21 protein-coding genes are annotated in these 22969 nt (G+C 36.8%); 14 read left to right on the forward strand and 7 right to left on the reverse strand.

What is annotated here, in order from left to right:
• The first annotated feature begins 152 nt into the window (after positions 1-152).
• From ACQKMV_RS18980 to ACQKMV_RS18990, 3 genes are all read left to right on the forward strand, one after another.
• A complete protein-coding gene (locus tag ACQKMV_RS18980; RefSeq protein WP_427505819.1) occupies positions 153-1052 on the forward strand; it encodes an EAL domain-containing protein in 900 nt (299 codons plus the stop codon).
• A complete protein-coding gene (locus ACQKMV_RS18985) occupies positions 1012-1968 on the forward strand; it encodes a GGDEF domain-containing protein (RefSeq protein ID WP_427505821.1) in 957 nt (318 codons plus the stop codon). The genes ACQKMV_RS18980 and ACQKMV_RS18985 overlap by 41 nt, the downstream gene beginning before the upstream one ends.
• Positions 1969-2214: 246 nt before the next feature.
• Positions 2215-3609, forward strand: a complete 1395-nt coding sequence (locus ACQKMV_RS18990) for an L-cystine transporter (protein WP_427505822.1) — start codon at positions 2215-2217, stop codon at positions 3607-3609.
• A 105-nt stretch (positions 3610-3714) separates the two neighbouring features.
• Here ACQKMV_RS18990 and ACQKMV_RS18995 read toward each other — a convergent pair whose 3' ends face one another.
• The 3 genes from ACQKMV_RS18995 to ACQKMV_RS19005 form a co-directional block, all read right to left on the reverse strand.
• Entirely contained in the window at positions 3715-4029 is a 315-nt protein-coding gene (locus tag ACQKMV_RS18995; RefSeq protein WP_427505824.1) for a hypothetical protein, read from the reverse strand.
• 334 nt (positions 4030-4363) lie between these two features.
• Positions 4364-4918 carry an SLOG family protein gene (locus ACQKMV_RS19000; protein ID WP_427505826.1) on the reverse strand — a complete coding sequence of 185 codons (555 nt, stop codon included), beginning with the start codon at positions 4916-4918 and terminating at the stop codon, positions 4364-4366.
• 290 nt (positions 4919-5208) lie between these two features.
• Entirely contained in the window at positions 5209-6375 is a 1167-nt protein-coding gene (locus tag ACQKMV_RS19005) for a DUF418 domain-containing protein (RefSeq protein ID WP_427505828.1), read from the reverse strand.
• Between the two features lie 103 nt (positions 6376-6478).
• Between ACQKMV_RS19005 and ACQKMV_RS19010 the strand changes: the two genes are divergently transcribed.
• The 4 genes from ACQKMV_RS19010 to ACQKMV_RS19025 all read left to right on the forward strand — a co-directional run bounded on the left by ACQKMV_RS19010 (position 6479) and on the right by ACQKMV_RS19025 (position 10828).
• On the forward strand, positions 6479-7177 hold the full coding sequence (locus tag ACQKMV_RS19010) for a response regulator transcription factor (RefSeq protein ID WP_427426427.1): 699 nt from the start codon (positions 6479-6481) through the stop codon (positions 7175-7177).
• A complete protein-coding gene (locus ACQKMV_RS19015) occupies positions 7174-8820 on the forward strand; it encodes a sensor histidine kinase (protein ID WP_427505829.1) in 1647 nt (548 codons plus the stop codon). Before ACQKMV_RS19010 ends, ACQKMV_RS19015 begins: the two co-directional genes overlap by 4 nt.
• A 341-nt stretch (positions 8821-9161) precedes the next feature.
• Entirely contained in the window at positions 9162-10199 is a 1038-nt protein-coding gene (locus ACQKMV_RS19020) for a PAS domain-containing sensor histidine kinase (RefSeq protein ID WP_427505831.1), read from the forward strand.
• Complete coding sequence (locus ACQKMV_RS19025; protein ID WP_427505832.1) at positions 10196-10828, forward strand: response regulator; 633 nt, start codon at positions 10196-10198, stop codon at positions 10826-10828. The genes ACQKMV_RS19020 and ACQKMV_RS19025 overlap by 4 nt, the downstream gene beginning before the upstream one ends.
• Before the next feature lie 255 nt (positions 10829-11083).
• Here ACQKMV_RS19025 and ACQKMV_RS19030 read toward each other — a convergent pair whose 3' ends face one another.
• The gene (locus ACQKMV_RS19030; protein ID WP_427505834.1) at positions 11084-11377 is read right to left on the reverse strand and encodes a hypothetical protein; all 294 of its coding nucleotides are present in this window, start codon (positions 11375-11377) and stop codon (positions 11084-11086) included.
• A 118-nt stretch (positions 11378-11495) separates the two neighbouring features.
• Between ACQKMV_RS19030 and ACQKMV_RS19035 the strand changes: the two genes are divergently transcribed.
• From ACQKMV_RS19035 to cydS, 3 genes are read left to right on the forward strand one after another with little or no spacing between them, the layout of a single operon-like run.
• Positions 11496-12839, forward strand: coding sequence for a cytochrome ubiquinol oxidase subunit I (locus ACQKMV_RS19035; protein WP_427426423.1), 1344 nt, complete (start codon positions 11496-11498; stop codon positions 12837-12839).
• Positions 12836-13864, forward strand: coding sequence for a cytochrome d ubiquinol oxidase subunit II (locus ACQKMV_RS19040; RefSeq protein WP_427505836.1), 1029 nt, complete (start codon positions 12836-12838; stop codon positions 13862-13864). Before ACQKMV_RS19035 ends, ACQKMV_RS19040 begins: the two co-directional genes overlap by 4 nt.
• Positions 13865-13876: 12 nt before the next feature.
• The gene (cydS, locus tag ACQKMV_RS19045; RefSeq protein ID WP_427426421.1) at positions 13877-13978 is read left to right on the forward strand and encodes a cytochrome bd oxidase small subunit CydS; all 102 of its coding nucleotides are present in this window, start codon (positions 13877-13879) and stop codon (positions 13976-13978) included.
• 83 nt (positions 13979-14061) lie between these two features.
• On the opposite strand, the gene ACQKMV_RS19050 is transcribed toward cydS, so the two are convergent.
• On the reverse strand, positions 14062-14964 hold the full coding sequence (locus ACQKMV_RS19050) for a TetR/AcrR family transcriptional regulator (RefSeq protein ID WP_427426420.1): 903 nt from the start codon (positions 14962-14964) through the stop codon (positions 14062-14064).
• 157 nt (positions 14965-15121) lie between these two features.
• Here ACQKMV_RS19050 and ACQKMV_RS19055 point away from each other — a divergent pair, with 157 nt between their 5' ends.
• A complete protein-coding gene (locus tag ACQKMV_RS19055; RefSeq protein WP_427505837.1) occupies positions 15122-16636 on the forward strand; it encodes a DHA2 family efflux MFS transporter permease subunit in 1515 nt (504 codons plus the stop codon).
• Between the two features lie 538 nt (positions 16637-17174).
• Here the strand turns inward: ACQKMV_RS19055 and ACQKMV_RS19060 are convergent.
• Positions 17175-19361 carry an MMPL family transporter gene (locus tag ACQKMV_RS19060; RefSeq protein WP_427505839.1) on the reverse strand — a complete coding sequence of 729 codons (2187 nt, stop codon included), beginning with the start codon at positions 19359-19361 and terminating at the stop codon, positions 17175-17177.
• Between the two features lie 124 nt (positions 19362-19485).
• Between ACQKMV_RS19060 and ACQKMV_RS19065 the strand changes: the two genes are divergently transcribed.
• From ACQKMV_RS19065 to ACQKMV_RS19075, 3 genes are all read left to right on the forward strand, one after another.
• The gene (locus ACQKMV_RS19065) at positions 19486-20103 is read left to right on the forward strand and encodes a TetR/AcrR family transcriptional regulator (RefSeq protein WP_427505840.1); all 618 of its coding nucleotides are present in this window, start codon (positions 19486-19488) and stop codon (positions 20101-20103) included.
• 501 nt (positions 20104-20604) lie between these two features.
• Positions 20605-21033: a DUF1641 domain-containing protein gene (locus ACQKMV_RS19070; RefSeq protein ID WP_427505842.1), complete on the forward strand. Its 429-nt coding sequence runs from the start codon at positions 20605-20607 to the stop codon at positions 21031-21033.
• Between the two features lie 50 nt (positions 21034-21083).
• Positions 21084-22268 carry an NAD(P)/FAD-dependent oxidoreductase gene (locus ACQKMV_RS19075; protein WP_427426416.1) on the forward strand — a complete coding sequence of 395 codons (1185 nt, stop codon included), beginning with the start codon at positions 21084-21086 and terminating at the stop codon, positions 22266-22268.
• A 144-nt stretch (positions 22269-22412) separates the two neighbouring features.
• Here ACQKMV_RS19075 and ACQKMV_RS19080 read toward each other — a convergent pair whose 3' ends face one another.
• A complete protein-coding gene (locus ACQKMV_RS19080; RefSeq protein ID WP_427505844.1) occupies positions 22413-22934 on the reverse strand; it encodes a hypothetical protein in 522 nt (173 codons plus the stop codon).
• Positions 22935-22969 lie beyond the last annotated feature (35 nt).

Here is a 22969-nt window from a genome sequence, read left to right on the forward strand (position 1 = left end):
CCTGCATTTATACCACTCGATCAACTGATCAAAAGAGATTATTTTTATAAGGGAATCTAGTGCTAGAGACACCTGTTTTTACATGAAATTCACAGTACATTTACAATGAAAGCGTACAATAGATCCTAATAACCGATTTAAGAGGTGCGAGAATGGAGTCTGTTGAGAGACAAAGCATAAAATCAAGTAATTTATTTTCTTATTTCAAGTATTTATATCGGCAGCACCAAAACAATACTCTCTATATAAAACGTTTAAAAGCATTGAAGCAAATTATTAATAACAAGAATTTACATACTTATTTTCAGCCTATCGTCGATTTACAGACGAGAAAAACGGTTGGTTTTGAGGCACTGAATCGTCCAGAGCCTTCAGAATTGTTTAATAGTGTTGATCAGTTTTATGAATTTGTTGGGCAAACAGACTGCGTATTTTTATTTGAATGCTTTTGTCGTAATCTTTCATTACAGCGTTTCAAGGAACGACTGCACGGAGAGTGGGTAAACAGAGATTTTTTAGTATTTGTAAATATACATCCTAATGTCTTACTAGATAAGAACTATCATAGTGGTGAAACCTTGCAATTATTAAAGGAGCTTGGCCTAAAACCACAGCAGGTAGTCTTTGAACTAACTGAACGTAGTGCAGTGGTAGATTTTGTAGAGTTTGAACGTGTATTATCACACTATCGATCACAGGGCTATCGAATTGCAGTGGATGATGTGGGTTCAGGCTACAATAGCTTGAAAACGCTTATTTACTTAAAGCCGGAATTTATTAAACTAGATCGTTCTTTAATACAATTTATTGATAAAAATAGCGAGCAGCAGCAGCTTGTTACATTGCTGATGAGATACGCAGAGCAGGCTGAGACGAAAATTATTGCAGAGGGTATAGAACGACAGGAAGAACTTCATTATTTACGTAATATTGGTATCCACTATGCGCAAGGTTATGCGATAGGGAAACCCGCAAAGGAATTACATTTGGGGAAAATAAGGATGGATGACCATGAAGATAGGGGAAGTCATAGAGAAAGTTCCTTGTATTGATGAATTTGTGAAAAATCAAGAGGTGGATTTACTTTTTACAAGTAATCTGTCATTACGTAGTGTGGTTGTTGTTCGAGATGACAAACCAATTGGGCATATTACACGTACACATTTCTATCAAAAAATTGGTACACGCTATGGCTATAATTTATTTATGGGAAGGCATAATCAGCTTATTATTAAAGAGAATCCTTTAATGGTAGATCGTAATATACCTATAACAGAGGTCAGTACGTTAGCAATGTCTAGACCTCCAGAAGACTTATATGATGATGTGATTGTAACCAGGGATGATTTATATTATGGTGTAGTCAGTATTCGGGAGCTACTGTTAAAACTCGTAGATACACAAGTAGCTATTGCAAATTTTTTAAATCCATTAAGTAGTCTTCCTGGCAATAAATTAATTGATGAAAAGTTAGAGGAATCATTACAGCTACCACAATATAGTTTAATATATTTCGATTTAGACCATTTTAAATCTTACAATGATACGTATGGATTTAATAAAGGGGATAAAATTTTACTATATTTAACAGATGTTTTAAAAAGAAATATAGTTTGTACAGAAGATTTTTTAGGGCATATTGGTGGAGATGATTTCGTGGCAATTCTTCCGCATTATGAGGCTGCGCCAATCTGTCAAAGGATTATTGATGAGTTTGATGCATGTATTTTAAGCTTTTATGATGAAGAGGATTTAACAGACTTACAAGTTCAAAATAGGGCTGGTAAACTAGAGCCTTTATCTTGTACTACGCTATCCATTGCGGTTATTACTAATCAATATCAGCAATTTGAATCTGTTGATCAATTGTCTGATGCGGTGACACGTGTGAAAAAACAATGTAAAAGAATTTCGGGAAGCTGTTACCTTATTAATGACCATGAAAAAGAAACTTACCTCGTTCATTAAACGAAGTAGGTCAGACTGTGGGCAAGCTCGTAATAATTTGAGCTTGCCCACAGTCTTTTTTTCTAACGGACGCTTTCGGTAACAGAGATGAGCTGAATTATTAAATTCAATTTTAAGGGCATAATCAAAAGAAATAAGCCACTTTCACTTTAGGAAATTATTAATCTAAATAAAACATACTTGAATTATAGGGATTATAGGTATATAATTCGATTTACATTATTAAACTTCTTAGGAGGCTTTCCATTGTCTACATTACAAATTATTCTTAACGTTGCCGTTTTACTCGTGTTCGTTGGAATTTTATATTTTATGAATAAAAAGCACGTTAAGTTTTCAACTCGTGTTTTTACTGGTTTAGGCCTAGGTATAGTACTTGGTCTTGGACTGCATTTAATATATGGTATTGATTCTGACGTTTTAGCAAAGACATCAAGTTGGTACAATATTATCGGTACTGGCTATGTTAAATTACTACAAATGGTTGCGATGCCATTAATTTTTATTTCCATCTTAATAGCCTTTACGAAAATGAAGGTTGGTAAAAACTTCGGAAAAATGGCAGCTCTTATTTTAGCCATTTTAATCGGTACAACTGCAGTATCAGCTGCTGTTGGTATTTTTTCAGCAACAGTGTTTCATTTAGATGCTTCACATATTATACATGGTGCTGCAGAGGCAGAGCGTGGAGCGTATTTAGAGGAAAAAACTTCTGGCTTAACTGCACCGGATTTACCAACGCAAATTATTGAGTTGTTCCCAGCAAACCCATTCTTAGATTTAACAGGTGCTCGTTCTACATCAACAATTGCTGTTGTAATTTTCTCAGCATTTTTAGGTTTTGCTTACTTACGTGTAGCACGTAAGGATGGAGATACTGCAGCTACTATTAAAAAAGGCTTGGATGCCATCTATGCATTAGTAATGGGCGTTGTAACAATTGTCTTACGTTTAACACCATACGGTATTTTAGCAATCATGGCACGTACAGTGGCAACATCGGATTTCGGAGCAATCTATAATCTGGGTAAATTTGTTATTGCGTCTTATGTAGCGTTATTTATCGTGTTAATAGTACACTTATTAATTCTTACTTTAAGTGGTTTAAATCCATTTACGTATTTAAAGAAATCTGCGGAAACATTATTATTTGCCTTCACTTCACGTTCAAGTGCAGGTGCTTTGCCAATGAACATTAAAACACAAACAGGTCGTCTTGGTGTACCTGAGGGTATTGCAAACTTCTCGGGCTCATTTGGTTTATCTATTGGTCAAAATGGCTGTGCTGGTGTTTATCCTGCAATGCTAGCGATTATGATTGCACCGACAGTTGGGATTAATCCGCTTGACCCGGTGTTTATCATTACTGTTATTGCAGTTGTAGCAGTCAGCTCATTTGGTGTAGCTGGTGTCGGTGGTGGTGCAACATTCGCAGCAATTCTTGTATTATCAGCACTTAATTTACCGATTGCACTTGCGGGTGTATTAATCTCCGTTGAGCCATTAATTGACATGGGTCGTACTGCTCTTAATGTAAGTGGTTCAATGACTGCAGGTGTGACAACAGCACGTATTACAAAAGAATTGGACACTGAAGTGTACAATAATAAAGAATTAGGTGCTCAAGTATCGGACCTTTAAAATAGACAGAGCTACTCTCGTTTGAGGGTAGTTCTTTTTTATTGAATATAAAAAAATGAGTTGTTATGTAAGAAACAACCCATTTTATGAAATCAATTTATCACTTTATATAATTTTTACATAAAAATCTTTACCGTTTATAAGCTCGGTCAGTTCAATATTGTGATTTGTTTTATAGTAATTATAAATATTATGCGCTAACCCAGAATGTCCATTTAAATATGTTCCTTTTTTAATCTCCTTACGTGGATTATGGAAATCAAAATACAAGCGGGAATCGTGGCACATTGCATCCAAAATTGTTTTAAACTCTTGTTCTTCAATATGAATCCCTCGTGTATATCTGCACTCTCTGCGGTACGTATCATGAGAAACATTCACCGGCGACGACTCAAGAACCACTTCGATTTTTTTACTCAAATGTTAGCAACTCCTTTTTAGAAATTAGCACTAAAGGGTAGAAAAGTAGATGTGAAAAAGAAATACCATTTTTATATAAGTTGATTGGAGTGGAGACTGGGCGACTCCTTGGGATAAGCGGCTCATCGGACGCCCCCAGGAAGCTTTGCTCTGTGCGAAAGTGTAGTGCTAACGTAGCGGCAGCAACAAATGTTTTCTGTAGCGAAAGCAAAGCGACAGCTACAAAGCGCCCAGTCGGAGCGGAGATCACCCATACGCTATTGTGCTGATCCATAAGGCTATGACTAATATAGTTCAAGTATATAATTATCAGAAAATTATATCAATATTTTCCCTACCAATCTTGTTGCTGTATTTCTTCTGCTACTACTTGTAAATCATAAGCATTAATCATTAAAAGTGTATAATCGTGTGTTTCCATATATTTTTCTGCTAGACGTTTCATATACTTCGGGGAACCTTCATTTTCTTCATCATAAATTAGTAGCAGACCATCTGTATTTTGTATAATGAATTTGTCTTTTTCGATAAATTGCCACGGAGCCTCGTATGGCTTTTTCGTTACACTCGTTACAAAATCTGCTTGAGCTACTAATGCTTGATATTTTTCTTTTTTATGTTCCTGCCAATTTTTCTCCTGCTCTAAAAAAGGAGTGATAACTGAATATTTTAAATGAGGAAATTCTTTTTTTAACGCAAGAACAACCTCGGCACCCCATGTTTCAACACCTTGCTGACCACTAATAATCACCCATTCTAAACCTTCATCAATCAATATACGCAGGCGATTTTCGAGTGCTTTTTTTATGATGGCAATGCCAGGGTGCTTGTCATTAAAAATGCCTAATTCATGTGGTCTATAGCCAGTAATAATAATTCGTTGCAGCAAAAAAACGCCCCCTAAGCTGTATAGTATGTGTAGTCATAGTATACAGTAGGGGGCGAATGAAAACGAATCCCAAGATGCTGTTGTATAGTTGTTCCCAAGGAAAGTTGATTGTTAGTTTATCTATTAACAGCCCATAAAAGCCCGATTGATGAAGACTAATAATAGGGTTAAAGAAAGCATCACTGATTAAAGTTTCAATTTATTAAAACGCAAATAATGTTAAAACTACGGCTACAGCAGTACAGATTCCTAAGAACCACCATGTATCTGTAAAGTCCTCTTTGGAGTCACTATTCATGTAAAATACTTCCTTTCTGTTTGATTTTAATCTGTCCGTTCCAAGACCAATTCGTCCATACGCGCAGTACTGATTCGAATGGTCCGCGTTTAAATTTCTTGAAATAGGCAAGGCTGAAAACACATTGTAAGCTGTACAAGACTAATCCAAATATAATACCGCCAAATACGCCTAGCTTGCCGTATAAGCCTAGACCATATCCATAAAATACTGTTGTACAAATAATGGTTTGCATTAGATAATTGGTTAATGAAAGTTTACCGACACTCTCAAAAGCAGGAGCTAGCAGCTGTACTGGGCGAGTTTTATATATTAAAGCTGCAAGGCAGACATAGCCAATTGAAAGTAGCTGTGACCCACCCATCATCAACATTCCGGAAAAATAGCTATCTATAAAGCTAAGACTTTTACAAGCAAGGCCTACAGGAACGAGTATTGATCCTATCAAATACCATTTCTTTTCACTTTCCATATTTACAAACGCTTGCTTTTTAGCGAGACCCATACCAAAAAGGAATAATGGTGCATACATGATAGGTGCCAAAATAAGAATAATAAGTATGATAGCAGGATCGTCCATTCCTGGAGGTATGACATTTGTACGGAAATCCTGTATTTCTAAATAACTTCCATTCGCATACACATTGTCAGCCTTCTCAATATATGTTGCTAACTCTTTTTGTTCTTTTTCAGACGCCATTGTAGGACCGAAGGATAGAGCCGTTGTCAATAAAAATAAAATGCCAGCCCAAATAAATACTGTTTTTGGTTTTCGATTAATAAATGGGATTAAAAATAAAGTCATAAAACCGTAGGAAAATAAAATATCGCCATCCCATAAAAATGAATGGAGCCATCCTAAGGCTATTAGCCCTGTTGCACGGCGTAAAATGGACCATCGACTCTTATCCTTTTTTCTACGAATAGACTCTATAAGCTTAATAAGGGAGAAGCCAAATAAAATGGTGAAGATTGGCATAAATGATCCTTCTATGAAGATTTTTACAAAATACAAAGCTCCATTATCGAGGGCGGAAAGATTTTTTAGTTCATCTTTGCCGTACATGCCAAACTGGAAAATTAACAGATTTGCCATTAAGATGCCGAATAAGCTAAACCCACGCATTGTATCTATGAAGGTAACACGGTTAGTTGTCATTGCGTTTTATCTCCTTAATTGGTTATCTTATACATAGTGTAGTTGGCAAAGCTTATGGTGAAATGATGACTACCTTAAAGTAATCTTAAAAGAAGGTGATAGCATGCAAGACGCATCAATTTTAGTGTTAGAGGACGAACGTGCAATTGCAGAAATGATTGAAATTATCTTAAGAAAAGAAGGATTTTTGAACATTACACTCTGTGGCACTGTTCAAGAAGCAAAAAAGAAAATTGAAACGAAGATTTTTGACTTTTATCTATTAGATATTATGCTCCCGGATGGTAGTGGACTTGATATGGCGAATATGATTCGAGAGCAAAGTGAAGCACCTATATTCTATTTAACTGCTAAAGGTAGTGATGCAGATAAGCTTCGTGGTTTTATGAACGGTGCAGACGATTATATTACAAAGCCATTTAATCCACTTGAGCTTGTTGCGAGGGTGAAAGTACAGCTTGCAAGATATATAAAGAAAAAGGATGTGCCAGAAAGTCATTTATTTATATGTAGTCGCTTCACATTTGATGTCGATGCAGCAGAGATAATTGTTAATGATACAAAGGAAATTATTAGTGGTAGATTATTTTATTTATTGAAATATTTATGTGAAAATGCAGGGCAAGTATTATCGAAGGAGCAAATTTATGAGCGTGTATGGGGTGACTGTTTGTTTGATGATAATACAGTGATGGTACACATTCGAAAACTGCGAGAAAAAATAGAAAAGAATCCAGGTAAACCAACGTGCATTATTACTGTGAGGGGTATTGGTTATAAGCTTGTTGGAGATGTTCAATGATGAAACCGGCTGGAAAATTATCGCTTCGTTTTGTGTCTTATTTCATCATTTTTTATTTACTAATTATTTCCGGCTTTATTATTAGTTTGGTGTTTTTTGCAATCTTTATCAATGGTCATGTTGGAGACAATATCCATATAATGACTTCCTCTGAAATAAAAGACGATGCTGTCGTAGAAAGAGGAGATTCTATAAAGATTGCTGATTATTTAGTGAAGCGTGCCAAGGAAAACGTAGGACAATTATATTTGCTCAATCAATCGATGAATATTGTTGATTACACGGGAGATACATGTGAATTATGTGGAATGACAGATAACGAAATAATGGCTCTGAAGCGTCCAGGAATGCACACATGGGAAATTCCTAACTATTATTTGTTATTCCTCCCAACTTCACCTGTTCAACCACTATTTGAGGAAGCATTTCAAGATTGGAAGGAAAAAGGACAGATTCCTTCAGAATTGCTCCAGCGTTTACAGGATAAGAAGGCCTCTGTTGAAATTTATAATGAGCAGTGGAATCGTGTAGAAGTCATTGGTGAGCGCTTTAAAAAGCTACATAAACCTCAATTGCTAGAAGAGAAATACGATATTTTTGAGCATAAAGAGTTTACGCAAAATGCGGCTTTAGAGGATGGCTCGACATTAGTTGTGCGTATGCCTAATCCATCATATAAGCCATTTGAGGAACCTTTTAATAAAGCAATGGTTTTATTTGTTTCCATCTTCTTTGGTGGACATATCTTCTTGTTAATAGGGGTCACTTTTTTATCGATTAGCGTTTCCCGTCAATTTGTTCGTCCGCTTGTTTATGTAATATCTCGTATTGAGCGACTAACGCAGTTTGACTATAGTAAGGTAAAAGATAGAAAAATCCATCATCGGAAGACAGGGGAGTTAAAGAGGAAATTTAAATTATTTCAGCCAGTTGATGAATCGATTAATAATTTATCAGAACGCCTTTCCTCCAATGAAAGGCAAATTAAGCAAGTAGAGCAATTACGTGAGGAATGGATAACAGGCTTATCCCATGATTTAAAGACACCGTTAAGCTCTATTTATGGTTATTCAACAATGTTAGCTTCTGAAGACTATGAGTGGACAAAGGAAGAAATGCGAGTTTTTGCAACAACGATGCAGGAGAAGGCAACGTATATGGATGCTCTTATACAAGACCTAACATATACGTACCAAATAAAAAATAAAGCGATACAGCTTGAAAAAGTGTTGTTACCACTCAACGTATGGTTGCCTCAATTTGCAGATGAGCAAGTGTCTGTAAAAGTTTATGGGGATATCATGCTCGAAGCGGACGAGCTTTTATTAAAGCGAATTTTAGATAATCTAATAACCAATGCTAAAAAATATACACCTGTTGGTACAAAGGTAAACGTAGAAGCGCAAAATCTAGGTAAGGAAATTATGCTGACAATTGCCGACAAAGGTCCGGGAATTCCTCAGGAGGAGCTCGATAACCTTTTTGAGCGATATTATCGAGGTACTAATACTACGGACGATACAACGGGTACAGGTCTAGGATTGGCAATTACTAAGCAGTTAATTGATTTACACGATGGTACCATTAGTGTCCAATCAGGAGCGGAAGGTACAGTTTTTGTCTTGAAATTTAACTGTAAATAGTAGTTTTTTGGCTCATCACCAAAAGTTAGGGATGATATTTGTTAAAACGTATGCCATATATTAATTGGATTAGAGGCTGGGGTTCATTGGATGCTTCGGGAAAACGCCCAGTCGGAACGGAAATAAATCAACCACATGTTATGGTGATGATCCAAAAAGTATGAGTGTTCTCATCATTTGGAAAGCGGGGCATGGAGTGAAGAGTTATAGCTTGATAGAAGAAAAAATTTAGGGCAAAGTGTTTATTGGTAACAAGTAAACTTAAAGGAAGGTAACTGCAAAGAAATTTAAGAAATATATTTTTCAGTGTGCCTTCATTTTAAGTCAGGAGTGTGTTTAGGTTGGAGAAAGAACAACTAAAAAATAAATATTTACAGCAAATATTTCAATATATTCAAGACGGAATCATCATTATGAATCACAATCGTGAAATTTTAATGATGAATCCTTCAGCGATGCGGTTAACGGGGTGGAAATTAGGAGATCGAGTACCCTATTGTTCATTTTGCGAAAATCGCCAAAAGTCTCCAACAGAACATACATGTTATTTAATAGAACATAATGAGGTTCCCTATTTTTTATCGAAAATGCTTACGTATCATGGTTGTAAAATAGATGTTGAAATTAGCACAGCGCTGATGTATACAGACAGTAAAACAAACGAGCAAGAGTTTCTTCTTGTACTGCGCGATCAAACCCTACAGTTAAAAGAAGAAGAGGCTCGGATTTCAAAACTTATTATTAAACAGCTGATTGAGGCGAAAGAGGAAGAACACAAAAGGCTTGCACAGGAATTACATGATGGCGTTGGCCAATCATTGTATACAATATCTGTTGCATTGCAAGCGATAGAATCTTATGTCAAAGATAATGAAAAGCTAAATACGTATATTGAAGAAGTACGCAATGAGCTAGGGCAAGTAATGAATGATATTAAATTGTACGCCTATCAGCTCCGTCCTCAAAGTATTGACCAGTTAGGGATTTCACCTACATTAGGCACACTGGTAGATTCAGTGCAGAAGGTTCATCCCAGTATTTCTATAGTATTAGAAACAGATTTTGAAGAACGTTGTCATCCTTCTGTAGAAATCAATATTTATCGTGTTGTACAGGAGGCTTTACACAATATTGCTAAATATGCAAAGGCTTCTAAGGTGGTTATTCGGCTCGAAAAGAAAGCTGCAAATTTAGCACTCTATATAGAAGATAATGGCGTAGGATTTGATCTACAGCACGTGAAGAAAGAAGGACTTGGCTTAAAGCATATGGAGGAACGAATAACTTTGTTAGGCGGATCTTTTAATATTACTTCTGCTTACAATAAAGGTACAAAAATTAGTATTCAAGTACCTAATTGGAAGGATGACTATAGATGATTCGTGTATTAGTGGTAGATGATCATGTGCTAATCCGTAAAGGACTTGTTCTTTTATTGGAAAATTATAAAGATGTAGACGTCATAGGTGAAGCAGGTGATGGAGCAGAGGCGATAACTCAGGCAATATCATTAGAACCAGATGTCATTTTGATGGATGTATCCATTCCGAATGGGTTAGATGGATTTACAGCTACTCAAGAAATTCATAAGCAAATGCCAAACGTTAAAATTATTATGTTAACAATGCACAATGAAGTTGCTTATATTCAAAAAGCGATTGCTGTTGAAGCCAATGGTTATATTTTGAAAAATAGTCAAGGTGGGGTCCTCTATGAGGCTATCCATGCTGTATCTAGTGGTCGTATATATTATAACGTTGGTATTCCACAGGAACAGATTAATAAATTGTTTGAACATAAAGGGCATGAAGATAAATGCATTTTAACTGTGCGTGAGCAGGAAATAATGAGGTTAACGGTTCTAGGGTATACGAATGTCCAAATTGCTGAGCAGCTATATATCAGTAGTAAAACGGTTGAAAATCATAAATCAAATATTATGCAAAAGCTTGATTTAAGTAATAAAGCTGAGCTTATCCAGTATGGACTTGCAAATAACTATATGTAAGAAGCTGGAGCTTTCTTAAATGTAAAAAATAATATCCCGAAAGGACATTAGAACGGTTACAGGATCACTCAAACAATGAGTGGTCTTTTTTTTGTCATTAACAAATGTTTTTGTACTTCGAGGTCGCTTCGATTCCTCGCGCCAGATGTAGCGATTTAGCATATTTGTTCTTCTTATTCAAAGTAATTTGCAATATTGTCACAGTGAGGAAAGCTAATAGTGGAAAACCCCTATATGTCTGAAAAAGCAGCGAGATTATACTGAAAGCACATGAATAAAAGGAGATGCAAGCACAGTGGATATAACATTTTTAATTGCGAGTTTCCTGATTGGATGCGTTGGATCTTTTATGTCCAGTACATTGGGAACACGCGGTTCAATCATTAAATACTTAATGCCACTATATATACCGCCACCTTTTGGCCTAGCGGCATTTTCATTACCGTAAAGTCTGGCGGCTCCACTTGGGCAATAAAAAAATGAAAGCAAAAATTTTGTTTTAGCGACAACGATTAAAATTGGGGTTGATTGATGATGATTAAAAAACAAAAAGTTGTTGCCTATAAATCACAAGAGAAAAAGCTAATAATTATGAGTTTTTTAGTAGCTGGGATAATGTTTCTTTCACTAATTGGAAGAATTTTTGGTACCTAGGAGATGAAATTAAATGAATGATTCAGCTGTAATGTGGAGTAGAGCCTTAACAGAGTTAACATTGTCATTCCATATTATTTACGCAACTATTGGTGTTGGCATACCTTTAATGATAATGATTGCTCAATGGGTTGGATTAAAAAATAATGACGAACACTATTTACTACTCGCAAGAAGATGGGCAAGAGGGTTTGTAATTACTGTAGCGATTGGTGTTGTGACTGGTACTGCTATTGGATTGCAGCTATCACTACTATGGCCAAATTTTATGGAGTTGGCTGGTCAAGTAATAGCGTTGCCATTGTTTATGGAAACGTTCGCGTTCTTTGTTGAAGCAATTTTCTTAGGGCTTTATTTATACACATGGGATCGATTCAAAAATCCAAAGCGACATCTATTATTATTGGTTCCAGTAGCGATTGGTGCTTCTATGTCGGCTGTTTTTATTACGATTGTGAATGCATTTATGAACGCACCACAGGGCTTTGATCTTGTAGATGGGGAGCTTGTGAATATTCAGCCTGTACTTGCTATGTTAAATCCTGCGATGCCAACGAAGGTAGCACATGTATTAGTGACATCTTATATGACGGCAGCGTTTTTATTAGCTTCTATCGCAGCTTATCGTATGCTGCGAGGATCGAAGCATGTGTATCATAAAAAATCGTTACATCTATTATTGAAACTTGGATTAGTATTTTCGCTAGCGGCACTGATCGTAGGTGACTTTTCTGGGAAGTATTTAGCTGAATATCAACCTGAAAAATTAGCTGCTGCTGAATGGCATTTTGAAACTAAAGAGGATGCTTCGCTTGTACTATTTGGCGTATTAGATGGAGAAGAAGTAAAATATGCCATTAAAGTACCGTACGCACTGAGTGTATTGGCGCATAATAATCCTTTTGCAGAAGTAAAAGGTTTAGATCAATTTCCTAAGGATGAACAGCCGCCGCTTTATATCCATTATTTGTTTGACATCATGGTAGTTATCGGGACTTTATTAATTGTCGTTGCAGCTATTTATGTACTAGGTAAGTGGCGAGGATGGAAGTTTATTTCTTCAAAAAGCTTTAAGAGAATAGTGGTGGCAGGTGGTCCACTATCGCTTATTGCTGTTGAGGTAGGCTGGTGGTTTGCGGAAGTAGGGCGTCAGCCTTGGATACTTCGTGGTTATATGAAAACGGAGGAAGGAGCCACAACAAGTGGTCAAGTCGATATTATGCTAATACTATTTGCAGGCCTTTACATTGTATTAGCAATAGGGAGTGTCGTAGCACTTATTCGTATGTTCCGTAACAACCCAATTGAACGTGAAATTGAAGAACATAAACAAGTGGAAGGATGTGAAGAACAATGAGCTTAGAAATCTTAGGAATTTCAGTACTATGGTTATTTCTTTTCGGCTATGTCGTTGTTGCATCCATAGACTTTGGAGCAGGTTTCTTTAATGCTTATAGTGTCATGGTTGGTAAAGACCGTATATTGGCAAATGTCATTAAGCGCTATTTATCTCCGGTGTGGGAAATTACAAACGTCTTCCTTGTATTTTTCTTTGTAGGAATAGTGGGTTTCTTTCCTCAGTCGGCTTATTATTATGGCACAATTTTGCTAGTGCCGGTCAGTATCTCATTAATATTAATTGCAATTAGAGGTAGTTATTATGCATTTGAATCTTACAGTTCGAAGGGGATACACATTGGTTATACATTGATGTATGGAATTACTGGTTTATTCATACCAGCATCCCTTTCTATTGTATTAACGATATCTGAGGGAGGGTTTGTGAAAATTGTCAATGAAGTGCCACACTTACAAATTGCTAAACTTTTCACAAGTCCGTTAACTTGGTCTATTGTGCTATTAAGTATAGTGGCGGTTTTGTATATTTCAGCTGTTTTCTTAACTTGGTATGGGGAAAGAGCGCAAGATGAACATGCTTCTAATTTAATGAGAAAATATGCACTCGGTTGGTCGTTACCGCTCGTAATAAGTGTAGTAGGGGTTATGGTGGCGTTAAAGGGACATGTGCCTGAGCATTATGAAAATATGTTAAATCTGTGGTGGCTTTTCGCGATATCAGGTGTTCTATTTTTTATAACACTAATTCTTTTATTTAAAAAGAAAAAATATGGAATAGCAGTATTTTTAATGGTTGCACAATTCGGATTTGCATTTTTCGGTTATGGTATTTCACATTATCCTTATTTGCTGTATCCGTATCTATCAGTCTATGACAGCTTTACAAACGAAACAATGGCTGTTGCCTTAGTGATAGCGTTTATTGGAGGGCTAGTTCTACTCATACCTTCACTATATTTAGTAATGAAATGGTTTGTGTTTGATCGTGACTATGCTTGTGGTAAACGTAATCATCATGTATAGGGAGGAACTATAATGAATCAATTTATTATTTTGTATGCACCTTTTCTTGTAGTGGCTGCCAGTATTGTGATTGGCTTTTGGATAGGGCCGAAAGATCGTCAAATGAAGCAATAAATAGGTAAATTCCATATTAATTGAGGGGCTATCTAGCAAGACATGAGTGCTTGACTTTCTAGATAGCTCCTTTAAGTGTTTTACTATATACATCTCTCTGATGGATGCTCAATTTTCACGTAGCGCCATAAATTATTGGCGATGTCGCGTGCTTCAGCAGCATGTCCCGTCCCGACGAATGCTTTTCTGAAAGGAGTAAGTAGTGATTCGATAATGAAAAGCTTTGGTTTCTCACGTTGTAATTCTTCTAGCAAAAATTCAGTGTATTCTAAGCCCTCAACTGTTTCATCCTTAGACAATTCCTTCATAAATCCATGCAATTGTTCAACAATCATTTCTTTGTTAATCGATTGATAGTTCACCACATTTTGAATAGCGTTAATCATTTCAACGTTTATAATGACTTCTTTGGATTCTAACATTACAGGAATGATTGCTTTAATATTGCGCAATGCTACACGGACAATTGCTTCGCGACTAATAAATTGGAAATCCGAAATTAAAACTGCTCGTAATGAAAGGTTAATCATTCCGAGAGCCTGTATAGCGCATTCATAGCTCAGAGTACTAATTTCTTCACCGAAAACTTGTACAAAACGATTAGCAAGCCATTCTAGCTCCTGTAAGTAATAGTTCAAAATAATCTTTTTAAGTTCTTTGTCACGAGAAGAGGTAATCGATTCAAAAATTTGAATTAGATTGTGCTCCCGATTGACATACATGAGCACGGCAACTTGCTGTGTTAACACTTCTAAGTCAGTCGGGTCTTTTCCGTAAAGAAGCTCATGTCGACGATTGCTTGCCTCTTCACGCCCTTCATCTAGAATGGCGATTAAACATTCGTTTTTGGCAGCAAAATGATTATAAAATGTACCTTTTGAAATTTTTGCTGCACTAATAATATCGTTAATTGATGTTTCCACGAATCCTTTTTCGATAAAAAGCTCACGAGCAGCAGTAATTATTTGTCTTTTTCTTTTGTTCATAACCTCACCTTTTTAAAGTTATTATACTATCATTCTAATACGAAAACGCCTATATATCAATGTTTAGGGAGGAAATATTCTTTTTTCTTGAAAAAAGTAGACTGCGAGTATAAAATAAGTTTTATCGAAAAAAACAAGAAAGAATTGAGGGATATAAATGAATAGTGAGCAAACAATGAAAAAGCCCCCTTATGGCATGATTGCTATTTTATTTGTGGGTGCTTTTGTTGCTTTTCTAAATAACACATTATTAAATGTTGCATTACCAACAATCATGAAAGATTTTGGTATCACAACGTACTCTAAGGTACAATGGCTTGCGACAGGGTATATGCTTGTAAGTGGTATTTTGGTACCAGCTTCGGCATTCTTTGTAACACGCTTTAAAAATAGACATTTATTTATTGCAGCGATGTCAGTCTTTACGATTGGTACAATTATGGCTGGATTTGCACCTAACTTCGGTATGCTATTAGCGGGTCGTATGGTGCAAGCGGCGGGTGCATCAACAATGTCACCACTTTTAATGAATGTCATGTTAACTAGCTTCCCAAGAGAAAAACGTGGGGCAGCGATGGGGATATTTGGTTTAGTCATGATTATGGCACCAGCAATAGGTCCTACATTATCAGGATATATTGTTGAGCACCATGATTGGCGAATGCTATTCCAAATGATTATTCCGTTTGCTGTTATTAGTTTATTGTTTGCTGTTTGGAAATTAGAAAACGTGATGGAAACACGTGAAGTTCATTTAGATTTCCCATCCGTATTATTATCAACAATAGCATTCGGTGGTATACTGTATGGATTTAGTGCAGCGGGGGATAAGGGCTGGTCAAGTCCTTGGGTATATGGCACGATTTCAGTTGGTTTTATCGCCTTAATGATCTTCATATTAAAACAATTACGTATGGATCAGCCTTTGTTAGAATTACGTATTTATAAATACCCAATGTTTGCGTTGGGATCAGCTATCTCGGTTATCGTCTCAATGGCTATGTTCTCTGGTATGATTTTAACTCCTGCTTATGTACAATCGATTCGTGGAATTGATCCATTTAAAGCGGGTTTAATGATGCTTCCTGGAGCACTTTTAATGGGGATTATGTCGCCGATTACAGGGAAACTTTTTGATAAATTTGGACCGCGAGTGTTAGCGATGATTGGTTTATCCATTACAACACTAGCAACATTCGGGTTAGCAGAATTAGAAATTGATTCAAGCTATACGTATATTGTGTCAATGTACACGATTCGTATGTTCGGCTTGTCAATGGTCATGATGCCAATTATGACAAACGGTTTAAACCAAATACCACAAAAGATGAACCCACATGGTACAGCCATTAACAATACTGTACAGCAAGTGGCAGGGGCAATTGGTAGTGCTGTGATGGTAACGATTATGAATAACCGTACAAAAGCAACTGCTCAAGATTTAATTGCAGAAGCGAAGGCAAATGCGGTACAGTCAGGTGCTGCACCAACACCAGAGCAAATGCAACAAATGAAAGAACAAATTATGCAAAATGCATTATTAGATGGTATTACTCACTCATTCTTAATTGCTGCATGCCTTACAGTGGTGGCACTTGTGCTTGCACTGTTCTTAAAACGTTCCAAAGCTGAAGTGGTTTCCACGGATTTGAAAAAACCAACTAAACAATAATGAACTGCTATGCTCCCTTATAGATAGACGGATGAAAGAATTAATTCTGTTTATCGAAGGGGAGTTTTTTAATGCATATATTAAAGTTAGTCTCTCTATTTTCACGTAAAATATCGATGTAATGAGAAAAACTAAGCAATTCATCGTTTTCAATACATTCAATAATAGCGAACAATTGAGGATTTAATGATAGGAGATTAATGCTTTTTCCAAGTAATGCTTCAAGGGCCGTTCAAAGTAAAATAGCTCTCTTTACTGAAACAAAGAAACAGAACCTTCTGTCTTAATCTGAAAAAGATCTCGATAGTGGAAATTGCTGTTGCAATTTTTGAAGTTCATGAATGTCATATCTTTTGTTAATTTAGGAATAGAAGCACATAACAAATCAAGAAATTTTGTTTTAAGTATATATTTTTTTCGAAAAATGATAGCAATATTCGTTGTAGGGCACTCAAAAAAGCACGGACATTAGCCAAAGAGAAAGGGTGGATGAATTTTAAAATCCTCTAAACCTTTTACGCTAATGTCCTTGCAGTAACTAAGCATCCTTTTTAAATAATGCTCCTGGCCAAAACGCATATTTACCGAGAACTGTCGTAATGGCAGGTACGAGCAATGGACGTACAATGAATGTATCAAGCAACACCCCAATTGCCGTAACGACACCGAACTGAACAAGTACTTGAATAGGTAAGGTAGCAAGGACAGCAAATGTTCCTGCTAAAATTAAACCAGCAGATGTAATAACACTTCCTGTTCGTACGACACCTTCCTCAATAGCTGTTAAATGATCTACGGTCCTACGTTTTTTCCAAATTTCCGAGATCATAAAGATATTATAATCTTCTCCGAGTGCCACTAAAAATACAAATGCATAGAGTGGAATCGCTCCTGAAATGGCATCTGCCCCCATTACATGATGTAAAATTAGCCAACCTGCACCAAGTGCACCGAAATAAGAAATAATAACTGTCGCTAATAAGTAAACAGTTGCTGTTATTGAACGTAGATAAATAAATAATAATAAAGCAATTAAAGCAATCATAGTTGGCATAATAACAGTTTCATCGCGTACAGTTAATTGCTGTGTATCATATTGACTAGCTGTTTCGCCCCCAATCCAAATATGTTTATCTGCATCTTTTATACCTTCGGCCTCAAGCATTTTTATAACCTCTGCTCTAAGCTCTGGAATATGAGCTAACGATTCCTTAGCATAAGGGTTCGCATTTAAAGAAATCTCGTACAGTTGGATAGCATTATTCTTCTTTCCAATTCGGCTATCTGCAACACTATCAATATAAGAGATTTCAGTTAATTGCTGCTGCAAGTTAATATCTATATCTTCTGTATCAATGATGAGCTGAACTGGAGCTAATTCGCCAGGTGAAAAATTTTCTTCTATTAAAGTAAAGCCTTCACGTGATGGCATATCCTCAGGGAATGACGATAATAAGTCGAAAGTATACTGAATACGTGGTACGAATGCTGCTAATCCACCCAGTAGCAGTAAAGTGACAACAATGACAATCCATGGTTTATGCGTCACAAAGCGCCCAATTTTATGGCTTATTTTATGTGTTGGTTTGTGCTGTTTTTTACCCTTCTTATGAGCCATTTCCTCTGTTCGAGGTATGAATGGGAAGAAGGCGACGCGACCTATTATGACAAGAATTGCTGGAAGAACAACAAGTGCTGCAATTCCCATCACGAGTACGCCAAAGCTAAAAGGAACAGCAAAGCGTTGGAATGCACCATAATGGGCCAAACTAAGAGTAGCTAGACCAATGACAACCGTTAAGGCACTCATCAAAATTGCACCGCCAGATTCCTTTATAGTAACCTTCATGGCAGTAGTCTTATCCTCAATTATAAATAATATCTCTCGGTACTTTGATATTAAAAATAAACAATAATCTGTACCTGCACCAAAGAGTAATACAGTCATAATAGAGACGGCCTGCGAATCCTTATCTATCAATCCGTTATCAGCTAAGAAGCCGAGCGTAGGACTTATGACACCATAGGCAAGAACAACAACGATTAATGGAATAATAGCTAATAATGGTGAACGATAAATAATAATTAGTAATACTAAAACAAGGAGCACTGTTGCAATCAATAATTTCATATCAGCCTGAGAGAATAAACTGACAGCATCCGTAGCAATACCAACTGGTCCGGAATAACGCACATGAAGATTGTCGCTAACTAAGTCTTTATCTAGTTGGATATTGTACTTATCCATTGTTTTTGTTAATGCCTTTAAACTCTCTCTTAATGAATCAGTAGCCACGCCTTTTTCAAAGAAAATAGGAGTTACAATTGTTGTGCCATTGTCAGATGCAGACGCTAAAAAGGCTTGAGGTGGCATTTTATCATATGGTGGAATAAGGGTTTGGTTTTCTAAAGGTTTAGTTTTAAGCTCTCCATAAACCTTTTGGATGGCTACGAAATCGTCGGTAGTTAGCCCACTTTCTCGATGCCAAACGAGTAATAATGGTGTACCTGCTTCATTCGGAAATTGTTCAGCAATAATAGTCGCTGCTTGCTGAGACATTTCGCTCTCGGGTAAATTTTTACCAGATTCACTCTTGATACTATTAATCTGTGGCCAAGCAAAAGACAATACAACCACAAGTAAAACCCAAAAAACAAGGGCTAATAGGCGACCCTTTTTACTTGCTACCATCGAGCCCCATTGCTCAAGTGGGTGTTTTTTCATGATAGGACCTCCATTTCATGTATGTAATTTTAATTATATATACCAGAAGGTTAATTAATCAATTGCGAAAAATTTATATGCTATACTATGTCTAAAAAGAATCCTTTATAAGGGGGCGAACTTGTTGAAGCAGTCACCTCGTGTTCTAGGGAGACCTCGCCATGATGAAAATGCGAAACCAAAAAAAGATATTGTCCTTGAAACGGCAACAAGGCTTTTTATAAAAGAAGGCTATAAAAATATTTCGATGGATGATGTAGCAAAAGCTTGTAACGTTACAAAGGCTACTATCTATTACTATTACCCGACTAAAGGGGATTTATATACATCAGCGTTGTTGGCAATGATGGATCGAATCAGACTGTCCATTTTACAGATTTTAGAGCAGCCAATAGTATTTAAAGAACGGTTAGAGCAGCTTATTGAAATTCATTTATCAGCCACTGTAGATATTGATATGAAAAATTTTATGAGAGAGGCGACGATTAATTTATCGAAATCTCAATTAAAAGAAGTGCAGGCATCTGAAAATAATATGTATAAAACGATAGAGCAGGCGATGCAGTTAGAGATGGAGCAAGGCACGATTCGGAAGGGAGATGCTACTTTTTTTGCACATGCGTTTATGGCTTTAATGTCAGTAGGATACGTTAAGGGCGGGGAAGGGAAAAGTTTATTTCAATCAGAAGGTATGGCCGCGAAAGAAATTATAGACTTTTTCTGGCGATCTGTTAGGAAATGATTTCTTTTATTATATGTAATAAAAATGCTGAAGATAAAATAAGTATACGAGATCGATTTAGGGGAAGCTTAATTAGACCAAATACTATTGAAAATCAAATGTTTTACAAAGGCATTTTAAAAATTCGAGCTCAAAAATATTGTATTTTTTAACAGTGGGGACAAAAAGCAAGCTTAACTACAATATATAGTTAACAAAATCAATGAATTTTGAAAAGATTGTCGAAATTGTGATTTAGCTCATTGAAATAATGTACAAACAGCCTTATAATGGAGGTTGTAACGTCACCAAGACAAGATAAGGATGGAATTATGATGCACTTTTTGCAAAATAAAGTTAACATTGTAATAACAAGTTATACGAATTGCTATCTAGCTCTTGAGACTGGTGATTTGTAAGATATACGCGCTGTATCGACTGTTAAGAAGTGCCTTAATGGTCTTTTTTACATGGAAGCAATAAAATTAAAATAGTGATAGTGATGGCAAAGGAGAGTTCAAAATGTCAGAAACGAAAAACCAAACACAGTCTGAACAATTAACTGTGAGTCAAGAACAACTGGATGTGCTAGATCAATTATTAAAGCCTGAGGTTCAGGAATCACTTACAACTTTAGTTGAGCAATTACCTAAGTTAACTGAAATGATGACGTTATTAACAAAATCGTATGAGTTTGCTCAAGCTGTTGCAACTGACGAAGTACTGAAAAATGATACTGTTGGTGCGGTAACGGAAATGGCAGGCCCAGTAGTAGGCTCAGCAAAAAATCTTGCAGCTACTGCAATTGAAGCGAAAGATCGTGCTTCTGAAAGCCAAGAAGTAATTGGTTTATTCGGTCTTATGAAAATGTTAAAAGACCCACAAGTTCAAGGTGTTTTCCGTTTTGTTAATGCTTTCTTACAAGTAAGCGCTGAACGTAAATCTAAATAAGACTCGACTCGAGATATATTCAAAACGTAAGGACGGAGGATTAATTAATCATGTCAAAAGAAATCGTCATCTTAGGTGCTGGTTACGCTGGCGTTTTAACTGCATTAACTGCACGTAAGTATTTATCAGCTGATGAAGCTAAAATTACTGTAGTAAACCAATTCCCAACACACCAAATCATCACTGAGCTTCACCGTTTAGCTGGTGGTACTATTGCTGAAGGTGCTGTTGCTTTACCACTAAAAAAAATCTTTAAAGGTTTAGATATCGATTTACAAATTGCTAAAGTAACGAAATTCAATGTAGACACTAAAAAAGTTGACCTAGACACTGGTTATACTTTAAATTACGATACATTAGTAGTATCTTTAGGTAGTCAAACTGGATTCTTCGGTATCCCAGGATTAGAAGAAAACTCAATGGTACTTAAATCAGTAAACGAAGCAAACAAAATTAACAAACACATCGAAGACCGTATTAAAGCATATGCTCAAACAAAAGACGAAGCAGATGCGACGATCGTTATCGGTGGTGGCGGTTTAACAGGTGTTGAGCTTGTTGGTGAAATCGTGGACAACTTCCCGAAAATTGCAGCAAAACACGGTGTTAACTTTGCCGATCTTAAAATCAAACTTGTTGAAGCTGGTCCGAAAATTTTACCAGTACTTCCAGATGTACTTATCCAACGTGCTACTGAAAGCTTAACAAAACGTGGCGTTGAATTCATTACAGGTACTCCTGTAACAGGTGTTGATGGTAATGTTATCTCTCTTAAAGATCGTGAGCCAATCGTTGCCAATACACTTATTTGGACAGGTGGGGTAGCTCCACTTCCAATCGTAGGTGAGTCTGGTCTTGCAGCAGACCGCGGTAAAGCTACGATTAACGAGTTCTTACAATCTACATCTCACAATGATGTATTCGTAATTGGTGATGCATCTGTGGCATTACCAGCTGATGGCGGACGTCCGCTATACGCACCAACTGCTCAAGTTGCATGGCAAATGGGCGAGTGCGCTGGCTACAACCTATTCGCACAATACAAAAACCAAGAGATGAAGACTTTCTCTGCAATTAACTCTGGTACACTTGCAAGCTTAGGCCGTAAAGACGCTGTTGCGACTATCGGTGCTAGCAACACAGAGCTTAAAGGTCTTCCTGCAACACTTATGAAAGAAGCGTCTAACATTCGCTATCTTACACACATTAAAGCACTATTCGGCTTAGCGTATTAATATTTTAAGGGCATGATTCAATAGTAATATTGAATTCATGCCCTTTTTGTTTTATTAGGGTATACATACAATTTTAGGTGAAGTGAATGCTTGGCATTTCTGCTATAAAACTGGAAGGAAGAGTCGGAGTGGCGGAAAGAAGGGTTAAAGCGACGGATAGCAAGTCAAGAGCGACGGAAAGAAATCGAAGCGATGGAAAGAAGAGTCGGAGTGACGGAAAGAACGGTCAAAGCGAAGGAAAGAAGGGCTAGAACGACGGAAAGAACGGTCAAAGCGAAGGATAGCAAGGCAAGAGCGACAGAAAGAAGAGTCGAAGTGACGGAAAGAACGGTCAAAGCGAAGGAAAGAAGGGCTAGAACGACGGAAAGAACGGTCAAAGCGAAGGAAAGAAGGGCTAGAACGACGGAAAGAACGGTCAAAGCGACGGAAGGAAGAGTCAAAGTGACGGATAGGAAGGCCAAAGCGGCGGAAAGAAGAGCCAGAGCGACGGAAAGAAGAGTCGAAGTGACGGATAGGATCGTCAAAATCGTGGATAGAACCACCAAAGTCATGGATAGAATCGTCAAAATCATGGATAGCCCCGACATAGTGACGGATAGAAATGCCGAAGCGACAAATAGAGCTATCGATACAACGGTAGAATACATGATGTCTTAACCCACACATTTTACGTAGCACCCCTTATAATAGGAGGTGCTACG

Source organism: Lysinibacillus sp. NPDC094403 (assembly GCF_050278745.1).
GTDB lineage: Bacteria > Bacillota > Bacilli > Bacillales_A > Planococcaceae > Lysinibacillus.